This window comes from Streptosporangium sp. NPDC048047, from assembly GCF_040653115.1.
In the GTDB taxonomy this organism is placed as follows: Bacteria; Actinomycetota; Actinomycetes; order Streptosporangiales; family Streptosporangiaceae; genus Streptosporangium.
In genome coordinates, this window is record NZ_JBEZNH010000018.1 from 1 (window position 1) to 14,928 (window position 14,928).

Consider the following 14,928-nt stretch of genomic DNA (forward strand, 5'->3'; position numbering starts at 1 on the left):
ATCGTAGGGCGAGATCGATCGGGTGTCCGGAACAGGACGCCGCGGGACCCCTTCCCCGTCAGCGGGACGCCTCGTCCAGCAGCTTCAGGTCGCCGTCGGTCAGCTCCAGCTCGGCGACGGCCAGCAGCGGCCTGAGCTGCTCGACGTTGCGGGCGCTGGCGATGGGCGCGGCCACCGTGGGCTGGGCGGCCAGCCAGGCGAGCGCGACGGTGGCCGGGACCGCGTCGTGGGCGGCGGCCACCTCGTCCAGCGCGGCGAGCACCCGGCGGCCCCGCTCCTCCTCCAGGTAGCGGCCGGCGGTGGCGGCGCGGGGGCTGTCCACCTCGACCCCGGGCCGGTACTTGCCGGTCAGGAAGCCGCGGGCCAGACCGTGGTACGGCGTGCTGGTCAGCCCCCGGTCCGCCACCACGTCGCGCAGCGCACCCTCGTAGCCGCGCTCCACCAGGTTGTAGGGCTGCTGCAGCACCCCGTAGCGGGGCAGGCCCTCGCGCCCGGAGACGTCCAGGGCCTCGGCCAGCCGCTCGGGGCCGTAGTTGGACGCGCCGATGTTGCGGATCTTGCCCTCGCCGATCAGCTCGCCGAACGTGCCGAGCGTCTCCTCCAGCGGGGTGTCGGCGTCGTCGACGTGCGCCCAGTACAGGTCGATGTAGTCGGTCCGCAGCCTGCGCAGGGAGTCCTCGACGGCCGACCGGATGTTCCTCTCCGACAGACCGGGACGGCCGCTCAGCATGCCGACCTTGGTGGCCAGCACGATCCGGTCGCGGTTGCCGCGGGCGCTGAGCCACTCGCCGATGATGGTCTCCGACTCCCCGCCGGCGTGTCCGGGGACCCACTCGGAGTACACGTCGGCGGTGTCGATGAAGTTGCCGCCCGCCTCGGCGTAGGCGTCCAGGACGGCGAAGGAGTCCTCGCGGTCGGCGGTCCAGCCGAAGACGTTGCCGCCCAGGCAGAGCGGGAAGAGGTTGAGTTCGGAAAAGCTCATGCGGCTCACTGTATTTCCTCCCGGCCGGAGCGCCGTGCGGCGCGGTGCCGGCCGTACGGTGATCTCCCTCCGGCGGCATGGAAATCCGGCCGGGCCCGCGGTTATGGTCGGCCTGTGAGCGGCTTCAGGCAGCGGCGGGGCGGGCCGGGACGTGAACGTGACCGCGCCGGCTCCGGCGGGCGGCCCGGACGCGAGCGTGACGGCGCCGATCCCGGCGAGCGGCCCGGACCCGGGCGTGACGGCGGCGATCCCGGCGCGCGCACCCGCATCCTCGACGCCGCCGAGACGCTGTTCGCCGGCGGCGGCTACGAGGCGACCTCGACGGCGGAGATCGCCCGGGTGGCCGACGTGCCCAAGGGCCTGGTCTTCCACTACTTCCCCAGGAAGATCGACGTACTGGTCACACTGGTCGACGAGCGCACGCTCGTGGAGGAGGCCCCCGAGGTGGAGGCCGTCCCCGGTGACGCCGCGGGGACGCTCTCGAAGCTGGCCCGGCGGCTGCCGCTGCGCGCCTCCCCGGCGATGCGCCGCATCCTGTTCCGCGAGGCCGACACGCACGGGTCGGTCCGCGAGCGGCTGGGCCGCCTGAACGGCGAGATCATCCGCCGGGCCCGGTTCGCCCTGGAACTGGCGCTGCCGACCCCGCGAGGTGACGCCGCCCGGCTGGAGGTCGCCGCCGTCACCTTCGCCGCGGTGCTCCTCTACCAGGAGAACCTCTGCCAGCTCACCGGGCACACCATCGACCCCGACGCGGTCGCCGAGCTGATCGCCCACGCCCTGGGCTGATCCGGCTCAGGCCAGGGCCGGCTCCGGCACCGCGACCTCCGGCACCGTGACGGTGATCGGCGGAGCGGCAGGGACCGTGACCGGCACCGGGGCCGTCGGCGCGACCGCGGCCGGGGCCGCCGTCGGGTTCGAAACCGCCGCCGGGTCCGCGACGGCCGCCGGAGCCGGGTCGGGGGCCGGGGTCTTGAACGGTGCGGCGGACGGGGCCGGGCGGACGTCCGCCGTCCCGGCCAGCTCGGTCAGCTCGTCCATCGCCTCCTGCAGGTGGCCCATGAGCCGCCAGACGTCCGCCACCCGGTCCGGGCAGGCCAGCACGCCGAAGCCGAGCGATCCGTCGTAGGAGAAGCAGGTGATGTTGACCCCGCCGGTCATGTCGGTCAGCACCGACATCGGGTAGTAGCCCAGGACCCGGGCGCCGCACAGGTACAGCGGGAACTGCGGCCCCGGGACGTTGGAGACGATCAGGTTGATCGGCGGCAGCACGATCGAGGCCAGCCGGAAGACGGCCGGGGTCGCCATGGCCGTGACCGGGGCGGGCAGTACCGCCGACAGCTCGTCCAGCCAGGTGGCGGGCGCGGCCGCGAAGCGCCGCTTGGCCCGGCGCATCGCCTCCCCGGTGACCCGCAGCCGCTCCAGGGGGCAGGCGACGTCGGTCGCCAGCGGGGCGATCATCGCCGAGAGCCGGTTGCCGACCCCGGCCCCGGCCGCGGAGTCGTCGTGGGAGCCGTCGCGGGCGCCGGCCGTACGGACCGCGACCGGGACCGCGGTGACCAGCGGCTCGGCGGGCAGCGCGTCACGCTCACGCAGCCAGGAACGCAGCGCCGAGGCGCACAGCGTCATGACCACGTCGTTGACGCTCAGCTCGAAGGTCCGGGCGACCCTCTTGACCTCGGCGAGCGGCAGCGCGCCGTAGGAGAAGCGCCGCCGGGCGCTGATCGGGCCGTTGAACGGGGTGGGCGGGGCGACCAGGGGCGGCATCTCCGGCAGCGCGGAGTCGCCGCCGGTGATCATCCGGGCCGCGGCGGCCACCGTCCGGGCCGCGGGCAGCGCCCCGAGCAGCGGGATCGCGTCGAGGTCGGCCGCCAGCCGGCCCAGGGAGCGCAGCGCCCTGGCGGGGTGGGAGACCGACCTGGCCACGGCCACGGCCAGCATCTCCGCCGGGTCGGGGGCGGGCGGCGGCGGGTCCGGAGGCTCGGGCGCGGGGACGGGACGGATCTCGGAGGTGAGGTCCAGCAGGCAGGCCAGGATTTCCACGCCCGACATCCCGTCGACCGCGCAGTGGTGGACCTTGGTGTACAGGGCGGCGCGGCCGCCGCTCAGGCCCTGGATGAGATGCATCTCCCACAGCGGGCGAGACCGGTCGAGGCGGCGCTCGTGGATGCGGGCGATCTCGTCGGCCAGCTGGGACTCGTCGCCGGGCAGCGGCAGCACGACCTCGTGGACGTGGTCGGCGACGTCGAGGCCGGCGGCCTCCGTCCAGTACGGCCGGTCGAGGCCGAACGGCACCTCGGCCAGCCGCAGCCGCAGCGCCGGGAGCAGGTGCAGCCGCTCACGCAGCAGCCCGATGACGTCCTCGCGGGTCACGACGCCGCCGGGGGAGCGGGCGGCGTCCAGGATCGCGACCCCGGCGAGGTGGGCCCCGGTGGTCGCCGACTCGGCGTGCAGGAACTGCGCGTCCAGCGCGGACAGCTGTCGCATCGGTCGGCCCTTCTGGCGGGAAACGGATGGTGGAAGAACAGGTGCGGCCATCATCGCTCCGGTTCGTTTCCCCCTCGTTTCCCCTGTGCGACGCCAGGCGTCCTTTCCGGATGGGATCCGGCGGACCGACCATGGATTCCGGCGGCTTGTCTTGCCTGATCAGCTAATACCTCCGTGCTCCAAGGGAAATGACCCACGTCCTTTTGAACGGGTAAGAACTGCGTACGGGAATTCCATGTGATCGCTTCCGGATGGAAATCACCGGCGTTTCTCGCTCAGGTGTTCACCACGGTCACCGGGTGCCGGGCGACCGCGTCGAACATGTATCCGAACCGGTTGTGCGGGGTGCGGTCCGGCTGGACGGCCCCCGTCTCGTCGACGGCCCTGGCCATCAGCTCGTACGGTCCCGTGGCGCGGGGACACCAGGTGACGTGCCAGCGGACCCAGGCGGGGGCGAGGTGCGAGCCGTGCAGCTGGGCCGGTCGCCAGGTGGCGCCGCCGTCCAGGCTGACCTGCACTCCGGTGATCCGGCCGTTGCCCGACCATGAGCGGCCGCGCAGCACGTGCGGGTGCCCGGCGGCGAGCCTGGCCCCCCACGCCAGCTCGAAGGCGCTCCTGATGCCCTGCGTGCTCAGCGGCTCACCGCCTCCCGGCGGGTGGGACGCGCCGAACATCCGGTAGAACTCGGTGGTCCACGGCGAGCTCAGGGGTGAGACGGAGACCTCGATGTCGCCCACCCACTTGATCGACGCCAGGCCGATCCAGCCGGGCACGACCAGCCGTACCGGGTGGCCGTGGTCGGGCGGCAGCGGGCGGCCGTTCATCTCGTAGGCGAGGATCACGTCGTCGAGCGCCTTGGCCACCGGGATCGGCCGGCGCACCCGCCCGAAGTCGACGCCCGCCTCGACGTAGTGCGGGTCGAGGCCGCGCGGCATGACGTCGACCGCGTCGGGGGTGACGCCCGCCAGCCGCAGCACCGTGGACAGCGGCACCCCGCGCCAGCGGGCCACGCCGGCGGCGCCGAGCCGCCAGGGGGTGCCGATGACCTCCTGGCCCTGCTGGGAGGCGAACAGGCTGCGGCCGTTGCCCGCGCACTCGATCATCACGTCCCGCGTCACCGCCGGCAGCGACAGCAGCTCGGCATAGCCGAAGTCGCGGGGCGCGCGCAGGCCGGAGCCGTGCAGCCGCAGCCGCCAGGCGGCGGCGTCGATGATCGGGGTGGAGGTGTGGTTGCGTACGAAGAATCGTTCGGCGGGCACGTGGTAGCCGACGCCTCCCAGCGCCTCCCAGCGTGTCTCGGCGTTGGTGTCGTGTACGACGAACAGCTCCGGCGGCAGCGGCTTGACGATCCCGGAGCCGGCGTCCCCGCGGGTTCCATGGCGCTGTCCCGTTCCGCTCTCGGCCGTGTACGGCATGCTGCTCCCCTTCCCCGGTTACAGTTATTCCCTACCAGATAACCGTGTAATTGTGCAGGGGTTGTGACGGGCGTGTCACCTCCCGCCACCGTGTCGCCCCCGGTGGCCGGAGGCCGTCAGCGGCCGCCGCGGCCCAGGAAGGCCAGCAGCCGCTCCAGCGGCCAGGTGTTGATCACATCCTCGGCGGTCAGCCAGCCCCGCTGGGCCACGCCGACCCCGAACCGCTGGCCCGCGAGCCCCGGAACGGAGTGGGCGTCGCTGTCGATGGAGAACCTCACTCCATGATGCCGCGCCCGCCGTACGAGGTCGGAGGGCAGGTCGGAGCGTTCGGAGGCGGAGTCGATCTCCATCGCGGTGCCGGTGCGCGCGGCGGCGCGGAACACCTCGTCCCAGTCGGCGTCCACCGGCGGGCGCCGGCCGATCCGGCGGGTGGTGGGATGACCGATGATGTGGACCTGCGGGTTCTCGCAGGCGGCGATGAACCGCCGCGTCATCTCCTCGCGTGACTGGGTGAAGTGGGAGTGCACGCTGGCCACGCACACGTCGAAGCCGGCCAGCACGTCCTCCGGCCAGTCCACGGACCCGTCGGGGCCGATGTTCAGCTCGGTGCCGTGCAGCAGCCGCATGTCCGGATACTCCGCCTGGAGGCGGCGCAGCCGCTCGCGCTGCTTCAGCGCCCGCTCCAGGGTCATCCGCTGCATCGCCAGGTCGGGGGCGTGGTCGGTGACGGCGTAGTAGGAGTAGCCGCGCGCGGCGGCGGCCGCCGTCATCTCCTCCAGGGTGGCGATGCCGTCGGTCAGGTCGGTGTGGGTGTGCAGGTCGCCCCGCAGGCCGGCGACGGTGACCAGGTCCGGCAGCTCCCCGGCGAGCGCCGCGTCGATCTCCCCGCCGTCCTCGCGCAGCGCCGGCGGGATCCACGGCATGCCGAGCGCCTCGTAGACGTCCTCCTCGCGCTCGGCGGCGATCACCCGGGCGCCGTCGAACAGGCCGTACTCCGACAGCTTCCAGCCCCGCTTCACCACCATCTCCCGCAGGTGCACGTTGTGCTCCTTGGAGCCGGTGAAGTACTGCATGGCCGCGCCCCACGAGGCGGCCGGGACCAGCCGCAGGTCCACCTGGACGCCCTGCGTGGTGCGGACCGAGGTCTTCTTCTCGCCGGAGGCGATGACCTCCGCGACGTACGGCATGCCGCGGAAGTCGTCCATCAGGCTCTCTGGACCGACCGCCAGGATGTCGATGTCGCCGATGGTCTCCTTCATCCGGCGCAGCGACCCGGCGTAGGCGATCCGCTCGGCGCCGAGCGAGGCGATGATCTGCTCGGCGAGGTCCATGGCGGTGCCGATGTCCACCCGGGCGCCGGCCTGCTCCATCTGCTCCAGGCCGTGCAGCAGGTTGGCCTCGGTCTTGGCGCCGAAGCCCTTGACGCCCCGCAGCCGCCCCTGCCCGATCGCCTCGGCCAGGGCCTCGGGGGAGTCGATGCCCAGCTCCTGGAAGAGGAAAACGGCCTTCTTCGGCCCGAGCGAGGGGACGCGGGTGAGCCGCCTCACCCCCTCGGGGACCTTTCCCCGCAGGTCGTCGAGCTGGCGGAAGCTGCCCCGGCTGAGGAACTCCTCGACCTTCTTGGCGATCGCCTCGCCCACCCCCGGCACCGAGCGCACGGCGGTGGTCGCGATGTCCTCGGGGAAGCCCGCGATCGCCTTGGCCGCCTTCTGGTAGCTGCGCACCCGGAAGGCGTCGCCGCCGGTCATCGCGAACAGCTCGGCGTACTCCTCCAGGGCGGCCGCGACGGCGTCGTTCACTCGTGCCATGGGCCCAGCTTAGGAGATCGCCCCGACATTCCCCGGGCGCCCGCCGCGGCCCGCCGCGGCGGATCGCGGCGGACGCCCGCCGTGCCGGAGAGCGGCGCCCAGCACACCGGAAGGTGCACCCGGACGACCCCGTGGATCACGATCGAAAGGAGTGAGAGAAGAGAAAGGAGGTGAACGGTATGGAGATCAACTGGGACCTCGGTCAGGTCGACGAGGAGGCGCAGGAGTTCGACGTCCTCGGCAACAAGTCGTACTGACGTGCCGCGCGACGAGACCGTCGCCGCCCCGCGACCGGGCGGCGCGTGATCCGAGGGCGCTGTGGGGCGGGTCGCCGATGCTGACGCCCCCGCGCCCGGACTCCGGGTGCACCGGTTCGAGGTGACCCCGGAGTGTGCCGGATCGACGGAACCCCCGGGCGTGCCGGCTTGAGGGAGAGGGAGACCAATGGACCAGGGCGACGCCGCGCCGCGGCCCATCGTGCGCCCGCTGGTCGGCGGGATCCTGCACGTGGCCTGGACGGCCGACGACGCCGGCGTCAGCGGCGGAGCCTGCGACGCCGACCCCGGCCGGGCCGCCCGCCGGGCGGCGGGGGAGTACGCCCAGCACGTGAGCCACCTGTCGGCCGCCGGCGCGCTGCCGGTCCTGGCCGGCCCCGGCGACCGGCCCGTGATCGCACCGGCCGCGCACGCCGCCGCCGGCTCCCCGCCGACGTCATGGGTGGCCGGCCACGGCATGCGCGACGGCACGGAGGTCGCCGTGCCCGCCCAGGCGGTCTTCCTCGGCTGGGACCCTCCGCCGCCGGAGACGCGCTGGTGCGTGCAGACGTCGGCCGGCACCGCCGCCGGTCCCGACCGGGAGCGGGCGCGCACGGCCGCGCTGCTGGAGGTGATCGAGCGGCACGTGCTGGAGCGCGGCTGGCGGACCGGGGACATCCTGTTCGAGGAGCTGGACCACCTGCACGACGCCGTGCTGCCGCCGGGCCTGACCGGAGCGCTGCGGGCGGGCGGCGTCGTCCTCCGCACGTTCCGCGTGGCGGGGCTGTCGCCCGACGTCGTGACCGCCTTCCTGCACCGCTCCGACGGGACCGCGCTGACCTGCGGCGCCGCCGCCCGGGGGGACACCGCGGACGCCGTACGGCACGCGGTCTACGAGGCCGTGGGAAACCGCCTGGCCCTCTCCGCCCCGAGACGCCCCGCGCGGCCGGGCACTCGTGATCGCGGCGAGGTTCCCGCGCGGCCGGGCACCCGCGACGGGAGCTCCGCGCGGCCGGGCGGCCGGGACGGGAGCTCCGCGCGGCCGGGTGACCGGGACGGGAGCTCCGCTCGGCCGGGTGACCGGGACCGCGAAAGGGGCCTCGCCGCGGCCGCCGCCGGTCCGCGGCACCTGGACTTCGTGCGGCGGCGGACCTCAGGCGCCGGCGAGCCCCGCACCGTCCCCGTCACGACGGCCGACCTGCTGGAGACCGCCGAAGCCCTGTTCGGCCACCAGCCCGCCGAGGTGCGGCTGCCCTCGGTCGGGCCGTACGCGGTGCACCGCGTGGTGTGCCACGGCTCGGAGGTCCTCCAACCGCTCACCCCGCCCGCCGGTCTGGCCTGCCCGATCGCCTAGGAGGTCACGTGCCCAAGTTCGCCTACCACCGCGACGACTCCGTCTCCTTCGGGGAGCTCCGCTTCGCCGGGCCGCGGGTGCTCGACACGGCCGGGCTCGCCCGGCGCTGGAGGGCCTGGATCGATCTGGGCGACGCCGACCCCGCCCCGCTGCGGTCGCGGCACGCCGTACACCTGGCGCGGATGCTCACCGGGGAGGCCGAGGAGGTGGCGCCCAACTGGTTCGCCACCGTGTCGGTGACCAGCTCCCGCTACCAGGTCGTGGCGCAGGCCAGGGCCGATGAGTACCGGTGCGAGCGGCCCGCCGGCCTGGCCGGCCGCCTGCGCACCCCCCGATGGCGGGCCCTGGTGGCCGCGCTGGAACGCTGGCCCGCGCTGCCGCCGGACCGCAGGGTCGTGGTGGTCGCGCTGCTCACCCAGCTCGGCTTCCACCGCCACGTCGTCAACCTCGTCGGCACCCTCACCGCCGCCGCCGACCCGCTGTCGCAGCAACTCGCCTACGAGGCGTCCCGGGCGGCCTACCAGCTCAACCGCGCCTCGCCCGTCCCGGGCCGGGTCTTCGGCTGGCTGGCGGAGAACGCCGCCCGGCCGGCGCTGCGCACGCTCGCCGCCCTGCAACTGGTCTCGACCGGCTCCCGCGGCGGCGGCGACCGGACCGGGGCGGCCCGATGGCTGGACGCGGCGCGCCGGGCGGCCGACGGCCTGGACGCCGAACCGGACTGGCTGGCGCACCTGGTGACGAGCCGCTACCACCGCGCCGCCGCACTGCACGAGCTGTCCGGAGGCGACCGCGAGCCGGTGGTCGAGCACATGCGCCTGGCGCTGCGCCACGACGAGGACATGGCGCGGTGCGCGCCGGACCCCGTACAGGCCCACTACCGGGCGGAGAACCGGGGGCTGGTCCTGGAGGCCCATCTGAAGCTCGACACCCTCACCGGCGAGAGCAGCGCCCCCGCCGACGCCGTGGCGCAGCTGCGCGCCCTGGACCCGGTCGATCCCGAGCCGCTGTACGCCGTCGGCGCCTACCTCGCCGGGCGCGGCGACTGGGAGGGGGCCCGCGAGGCGTTCCGGCGGGCCGCCGGGTCGGGCACGCTGCGCGGGGCGATGGCCGCCGCCGCGGCGGCCGACTGCTCCGAGCGGCTGGGACGGCCCGGCGACGCCGAGGAGGACCGCCTGCTCTGCCTCGACCTCGACCCGGCCGCCCGCCTGCCCGTCCGTTCGAACCCTGAAGCCCGCGTGCCCGTCCGTCCGAACCCTGAAGCCCGCGTGGCCGTCCGCCCGAGCCCGGCAGGGGAGGGACGATGACCGACACGCGCCGGCCCCCCGCCCCGGAGGAGACCGGAGCCGGTGAGCGGCCCGCCGATCGCGGCGCGGAGCGGCCGGGAAGCGGCGGGCTGCTCACCGTCCGGCCGCTGGAGGCCCTGCCCGACCTGGACGGCCTGCGTCCCGGTGACCCCGAGCCGGGCGGGCGGCACGCCCTGGAGGAGATCATCACCTCCCTGCCCGTCACGGAGTTCCTCGGCCGGCACTGGGGACGCGACTGCCACCTCGATCCCGGCGACCCCGCCGACCCGGGGCGGTTCCACCGGCTGCTGCCCTGGCCGGAGCTCGACCGGCTGCTCGACGGGCACCGGGCGTGGCCGCTGCGGATGCAGGTGGCGCGGGGCAACGCCTCGCTGCCGCCGTCCTCCTACCTGGAGACGATCCCCGGCAGGGGCGTCGGCCGCGAACCGGCGATGCGGGTCTCCAGCGCCAAGCTGCACGCCCGGCTGCGCGAGGGCGCGACGCTGGTGTTCGGGTCGGTGGACGAGGCGGTGCCCGAGGTGCGGAAGCTGGCCGAGCGGCTCGAACACGACCTGCGCGCCGAGGTCTTCGTGAACCTCTACGCCTCCTGGGGGCAGGTGGGGGCGTTCGACCCGCACTGGGACGACCACGACGGCATCATTTTGCAGGTCTACGGGCGCAAGGAGTGGCGGCTGTACGGCGTCGGCCGTCCCGTGCCGCTGCCGGGCGACGGTCCCCTCAACGAGTGCCCGCCCCGGCCCCTGCGGGAGTTCGAGCTGACCGAGGGGCAGGCGCTGTACGTGCCGCGGGGCCACTGGCACGCGGTCCGGCCGGTCGGCGGCACCACCGTGCACCTGACGTTCGGCATCCGGCGGCCGGTGGTCCGCGACCTGCTGCGCTGGGCGGTCGACCGGCAGCTGAACGACCCGGACGCCCGGTTCGACCTGCCGCTCGGCGGATGGGACGACGAGCTCGCCGGCCGGCTGTCCCGGCTGCTCGGCGGGATCGGCGACCTGCTCGGCGCCGACGGGTTCGGGCGGTACGTCGCCGAGCGGGACGGGCGGGCCGCGGCCCGCCCCCGCCACCTGCTGCCGCACGCGGTGACCGACCTGTCCGGCGGATGCCCGCCGGACGCCGTCGTCGTCCTGGCCGCCCCCCGCCCGGTGGCCCGCGGCGGGGACGGGCGCCGGCTGACCCTGCTGTCGGGCGGCCTGCGCTACGACTTCGACGCCCGCTGTGAGCCGCTGCTGCGCCGCCTGCTCGGCCGCCGCCCCTGGCGGGCGGGCGACCTCGCCCGGGAGGCGGCCGCCGACGGCGGCCCGGACGCCGACGAGTGCCGGCGGCTGGTGGCCGAGCTCCTCGGGCACGGCCTGCTGCGGTTCGGCACCGCGCCCGCCGCGCCCGCCGCGTCCGACAGGCCGTACGGCGGTCCGCACGGTGAGGGGCATGGCGGGCGGCACGACGACTGGTCCGGCGGACGGTCCGACCGGCAGGAGGAGGGACGGCGATGACGGACACAATCCCCGGAACCGAGGCGCCGCGCACCCGGCGGCCGGGTCCGCTGTCCCTGGCACCGGACTTCCCCATGCTGTGGGGCGCCTCGGCGGTGTCGCTGCTGGGCAACGGCATCTCCTCCGCGGCGCTGCCGCTGCTGGCCGCCACGCTCTCCACCGACCCGGTGGTGGTCGCCTCCGTGACGGTCGTCGGGCGGCTGCCCTGGCTGCTGTTCGCCCTGCCGGCCGGGGCGATGGCCGACAGGTGGGACCGCAAGCGCGCGATGTGGCTGGCGGACCTGGTGCGGGCCGCCCTCACCGGCGTGCTGGCGGCGGCCGTCGCGATGGGCTTCGCGAGCATCGGGCTGCTGATGGCCGTGGGCTTCCTCATCGCGGTCGCCGACACCGTCTTCGACAGCAGCGGCACCGCCGTGCTGCCCAGGGTGGTCTCCGGCGACCCCGACCGCATCCGGCGGGCCAACTCCTGGCTGGTGGGGACCAGGACCACCGTCGAGTCGTTCGCCGGGCCCCCGCTCGGCGGGCTGCTGTTCGGCTTCTCCCGGGCGCTGCCGTTCGTCGGCGACGCGCTGTCGTTCCTGTTCAGCGCCGTCCTGCTGCGCAGGATGCGCGGCGACTACCACGTCTCCCGCAACGCCTACGGCGAGGCCGGTCTGTGGCGGGCCGTCGCCGAGGGCTGCTCCTGGCTGTGGCGGCAGCCGGTGCTGCGGTCGATCACCGCCGTGGCCGGCATGTTCAACGTCGCCTGCCTGGCGCAGACCGCCATTTTCGTGCTGTTCGCCCAGCAGGAGCTCGGCCTGGGGGCCTTCGGGTTCAGCCTGCTGCTGGCCGTGGGGTCGTTCGGCAGCCTCTTCGGCGCCGCGCAGGCCGGACGGCTCAACACGTGGTTCGGCACGGCGGTCAGCCTCCGCCTCGCCCTGGTCGCGGCGGGCGCCGCGTGCCTGCTCACCGCGGCCGCGCCGAACGCGTGGACCGCGGGCGCCGCGGAGGTCCTGGCCGGGTTCGCCGCCGCGATCTGGAACGTCAACCAGATGTCGCTGCGGCAGTCCGGCACGCCCGACCACCTCCTCGGCCGGGTCACCGGCGCCCACCGGCTGGTCACCTACGGGGGGATGCCCTTCGGCGCGCTGCTGGGGGGCCTCCTGGCCTCCGCCGCCGGTCTGCGCGCGTCGTTCGTCGTCGCGGGAGCGATCATGCTGGCGCTCGCCGTGTTCGCCGCCTCGACCATCACCCGGTCCCGGGTCGCCGAACTGACCGGGGAACCGGCCGGCGGCCGGGGATGAGCACCGCCGTACCGATCCGGACACGAGTCACCGGCATGAGCACCGCCGTACCGGCCCGGACACGAGTCACCGGCATGAGCACCGCCGTACCGACCCAGGCAACCGCCGCGCAACCGACAAGGAGCACGCCAATGGTGGGCAACAGCTTCGAACGCGTCCTGAACCACCCCCGTGAGAAGGTCTGGCGGGCCATCTTCGACCCCGCCGCCGCCGAGCAGTGGCTCGGCGTGGTCGCCAGCGTCATGCCCGAACGGCCGGGCGCCGCCTTCTGCTGGCTCTACGACGCGGGCGCCCGCAGGCCGACCGCCTACACCGGGCGGATCGGCGCCCTGGAGACCAACCGGCGGCTGGAGCTGACCGTCGGCCTGATCGCCTGCGACGCCGAGGTCACCATGGTCTTCGAGCTGGCCGACGCCGACGGCGACGCCGGCCGTACCCGTCTGACGCTCCGGCAGGACGGCTTCCCCGAGGAGGGCAACGGCAGGTTCGAACGCGACGGGTTCCTGCACCACTGGGACCACTTCCTGGACCTGCTCGGCGACCACCTCGACGAGATCCCGCACAACTACCACACCATGCACCGGACCGAGCTGGGGGTCATCCCCGTCGGGGCCGTCGCGGGCGAGGGCATGCTGGTGCAGGACGTGGCGCTCGGCGCGCCCGCCGACCTCGCCGGGGTGCGTCCCGGCGACGTCATCCGCGCAGCCGACGACTTCCTCTTCGACAGCCTCGACGACCTGGACGTGTGGGTCGAGAACCACAGGCCCGGCGACCGGGTGAACCTGGTGATCGGCGAGCGCGTCGTCCCCGCCGTGCTGCGGGCCAAGCGGTACGCACCGGCCTGACCCGCCCGCACTCCGGAGACCCCGGAGACCCCGGAGACCCCGGAGACCCCGGAGACCCCGGCGGTTCCGACGGTTCCGACGGACACGGACAGGACGAGCACGGACAGCACGGACAGGACGGACACGGACAGGAGGCACGATGCCGGACGTCATCCCGCTGCCGGAGCGGGCGGAGCGGGTCACCGCGTCGCTGCCGGACCCGTTCCGGCGGTCCCAGCTCGACGGCGACGGCCCGGCGTTCGCGCTGACCCCGGCCGGGCCGGTGGTGAGCGCCGACGCCTGGTCCGGCCGCCATCTCGCGCTGCTCACCGGCGACCGGTGGACGCCGCTCACCACCGGGTCGCGATGGCACCGCCGCCCCCGGTGGGACGGGGAGCGGCTGACGGCGGACGCGTCACGCGACCTGGCCGCCGAACTGTTCGGCGAGGAGACGTTCCCGCTCCCGGTCGCGCTTCCGGTCCCGCTCCCGGTCCCGGTCCCGGTCCCGGTTCCGGTCCCGGTCGCGGGCCGGGAGCCGGCGGGCCACGCCGGGAGCGTCGTCCACCCGGTCCTCGGCGAGGTGCGGCTGCCACCGCGCGCCGTGGTCGAGGCGGTCGTGCCGGACTCGCCGCGCCGCGACAGGATCGCCGTGCTGCTGCGCCGGGGACCGGCCAGACGCGTGGTGTGCGTGGACGGCGGCGGCGTCTCCCACTGGGACGGCCCGGTGACCTCCGTCGGGCCGTGGCTGTCGCCGGAGGAGGTCGTCGTGGTCGCCGAGACGTGGCCGGGCCGGGCCGCCTACGCCTGGCACACCCGCACCGGGGCACGACGCCGCCTGACCGGGCCCGGCGCGGCCGTGGTGGACGACGTGCTGGCCGGTGACGGGCTCGCCGGCCTGAGCTGGACGTCACCCGGACAGCCCCGGCGGCTGTGGGCGGGGGAGATCGCCGAGCTCGCCGCGGGAGGTCTGCGGCTGCGGCCCGACCCGCCCCGCGGACACGCGCCCCCGCCCGCCCGCCACACCGTCCTGGAGGGACCGAGCTGCCCGCTGCCGTGCCTGCTGCGCGACCCGCCCGGTACGGCGCGCGGCACGGTGCTGCTGCTGCACGGCGGTCCGAACGGGGTGAACCTGGCGACCTGGTCGCCCTTCGCCGAGTCGCTGGCGCTGGCCGGCTGGCGGGTCGTCCAGCCGAACGTGCGGGGGAGCAACGTGCTCGACCCGGCGCTGCGCCCGCCGCCGCCCGGCCGCTACGGCGTGGACGACGCCGACGACGTTCTCGCCGTACTGCGACAGGTCGCGACCGGGCCGGTCGTCGCAGGCGGGATGAGCTACGGGGGCTATCTCGCGGCGCGGGTCGCGCGCCTGTCCCCCCGGGTGCGCGGGGTCTTCCTGCTCGGTGGGTTCCTGCGGTTCGCCGATCTCGCCGACTCCGGCCACGAGGGGGTGCGGGCCTTCCTGAGCTCGGCCGGTGACCGCCTCGCGCCGGACGCGGCGCCCGCCGCCGTACCGCACTTCGTCGCGCACGGGGAGGAGGACCCGCGCATCCCCGCCGGCGCGGTCCGCGCCCATCTGGACGGGGCGCCGGCCGGGTCGGAATGGGTCGGCATCGAGAACGAGGGGCACGGGATGCTCACCGACCACGCCGCCAGGAAGGTCTTCCCACGGTTCTTCGCCTGGCTGGACCGGCTCGGCTGAGCGCGGCGCCCACCGGCGGCAGGGGACGGGGGAC

The 14,928-nt window shown here is 75.0% G+C and carries 11 protein-coding genes; 7 read left to right on the plus strand and 4 right to left on the minus strand.

Annotated elements, in window-relative coordinates; genetic code table 11:
* Positions 1–58 precede the first annotated feature (58 nt).
* Positions 59–982 (minus strand): aldo/keto reductase, encoded by a 924-nt coding sequence (locus AB0D67_RS17695; protein WP_362936024.1) that lies wholly within the window; start codon positions 980–982, stop codon positions 59–61.
* Between the two features lie 114 nt (positions 983–1,096).
* On the opposite strand from AB0D67_RS17695, the gene AB0D67_RS17700 reads away from it, so the two are divergent.
* Positions 1,097–1,768, plus strand: coding sequence for a TetR/AcrR family transcriptional regulator (locus tag AB0D67_RS17700; protein WP_362936027.1), 672 nt, complete (start codon positions 1,097–1,099; stop codon positions 1,766–1,768).
* A gap of 6 nt (positions 1,769–1,774) precedes the next feature.
* On the opposite strand, the gene AB0D67_RS17705 is transcribed toward AB0D67_RS17700, so the two are convergent.
* The 3 genes from AB0D67_RS17705 to polX form a co-directional block, all read right to left on the minus strand.
* Positions 1,775–3,466, minus strand: a complete 1,692-nt coding sequence (locus AB0D67_RS17705; protein WP_362936030.1) for a wax ester/triacylglycerol synthase family O-acyltransferase — start codon at positions 3,464–3,466, stop codon at positions 1,775–1,777.
* Positions 3,467–3,741: 275 nt separating this feature from the next.
* Positions 3,742–4,881, minus strand: a complete 1,140-nt coding sequence (locus tag AB0D67_RS17710) for a sulfite oxidase (protein WP_362936033.1) — start codon at positions 4,879–4,881, stop codon at positions 3,742–3,744.
* Positions 4,882–4,997: 116 nt separating this feature from the next.
* On the minus strand, positions 4,998–6,689 hold the full coding sequence (gene polX, locus AB0D67_RS17715; protein ID WP_362936036.1) for a DNA polymerase/3'-5' exonuclease PolX: 1,692 nt from the start codon (positions 6,687–6,689) through the stop codon (positions 4,998–5,000).
* A gap of 444 nt (positions 6,690–7,133) precedes the next feature.
* Between polX and AB0D67_RS17720 the strand changes: the two genes are divergently transcribed.
* The 6 genes from AB0D67_RS17720 (at position 7,134) to AB0D67_RS17745 (ending at position 14,894) form a co-directional block, all read left to right on the plus strand.
* Complete coding sequence (locus tag AB0D67_RS17720) at positions 7,134–8,297, plus strand: YcaO-like family protein (RefSeq protein ID WP_362936039.1); 1,164 nt, start codon at positions 7,134–7,136, stop codon at positions 8,295–8,297.
* An 8-nt stretch (positions 8,298–8,305) separates the two neighbouring features.
* Positions 8,306–9,601, plus strand: a complete 1,296-nt coding sequence (locus AB0D67_RS17725) for a hypothetical protein (RefSeq protein WP_362936042.1) — start codon at positions 8,306–8,308, stop codon at positions 9,599–9,601.
* Positions 9,598–11,091: a cupin domain-containing protein gene (locus tag AB0D67_RS17730; RefSeq protein ID WP_362936045.1), complete on the plus strand. Its 1,494-nt coding sequence runs from the start codon at positions 9,598–9,600 to the stop codon at positions 11,089–11,091. The genes AB0D67_RS17725 and AB0D67_RS17730 overlap by 4 nt, the downstream gene beginning before the upstream one ends.
* Complete coding sequence (locus AB0D67_RS17735; RefSeq protein ID WP_362936048.1) at positions 11,088–12,374, plus strand: MFS transporter; 1,287 nt, start codon at positions 11,088–11,090, stop codon at positions 12,372–12,374. Before AB0D67_RS17730 ends, AB0D67_RS17735 begins: the two co-directional genes overlap by 4 nt.
* 131 nt (positions 12,375–12,505) lie before the next feature.
* Positions 12,506–13,219 carry an SRPBCC domain-containing protein gene (locus AB0D67_RS17740; RefSeq protein WP_362936051.1) on the plus strand — a complete coding sequence of 238 codons (714 nt, stop codon included), beginning with the start codon at positions 12,506–12,508 and terminating at the stop codon, positions 13,217–13,219.
* Between the two features lie 139 nt (positions 13,220–13,358).
* Entirely contained in the window at positions 13,359–14,894 is a 1,536-nt protein-coding gene (locus AB0D67_RS17745) for an alpha/beta fold hydrolase (protein ID WP_362936054.1), read from the plus strand.
* Positions 14,895–14,928 lie beyond the last annotated feature (34 nt).

Coding starts and splice junctions, on each gene's coding strand:
- AB0D67_RS17695 (WP_362936024.1), bottom strand. CDS start 982: ATGAGCTTTTCCGAACTCAACCTCTTCCCGCTCTGCCTGGGCGGCAAC.
- AB0D67_RS17705 (WP_362936030.1), bottom strand. CDS start 3,466: ATGCGACAGCTGTCCGCGCTGGACGCGCAGTTCCTGCACGCCGAGTCG.
- AB0D67_RS17710 (WP_362936033.1), bottom strand. CDS start 4,881: ATGCCGTACACGGCCGAGAGCGGAACGGGACAGCGCCATGGAACCCGC.
- polX (WP_362936036.1), bottom strand. CDS start 6,689: ATGGCACGAGTGAACGACGCCGTCGCGGCCGCCCTGGAGGAGTACGCC.
- AB0D67_RS17720 (WP_362936039.1), top strand. CDS start 7,134: ATGGACCAGGGCGACGCCGCGCCGCGGCCCATCGTGCGCCCGCTGGTC.
- AB0D67_RS17730 (WP_362936045.1), top strand. CDS start 9,598: ATGACCGACACGCGCCGGCCCCCCGCCCCGGAGGAGACCGGAGCCGGT.
- AB0D67_RS17735 (WP_362936048.1), top strand. CDS start 11,088: ATGACGGACACAATCCCCGGAACCGAGGCGCCGCGCACCCGGCGGCCG.
- AB0D67_RS17740 (WP_362936051.1), top strand. CDS start 12,506: ATGGTGGGCAACAGCTTCGAACGCGTCCTGAACCACCCCCGTGAGAAG.
- AB0D67_RS17745 (WP_362936054.1), top strand. CDS start 13,359: ATGCCGGACGTCATCCCGCTGCCGGAGCGGGCGGAGCGGGTCACCGCG.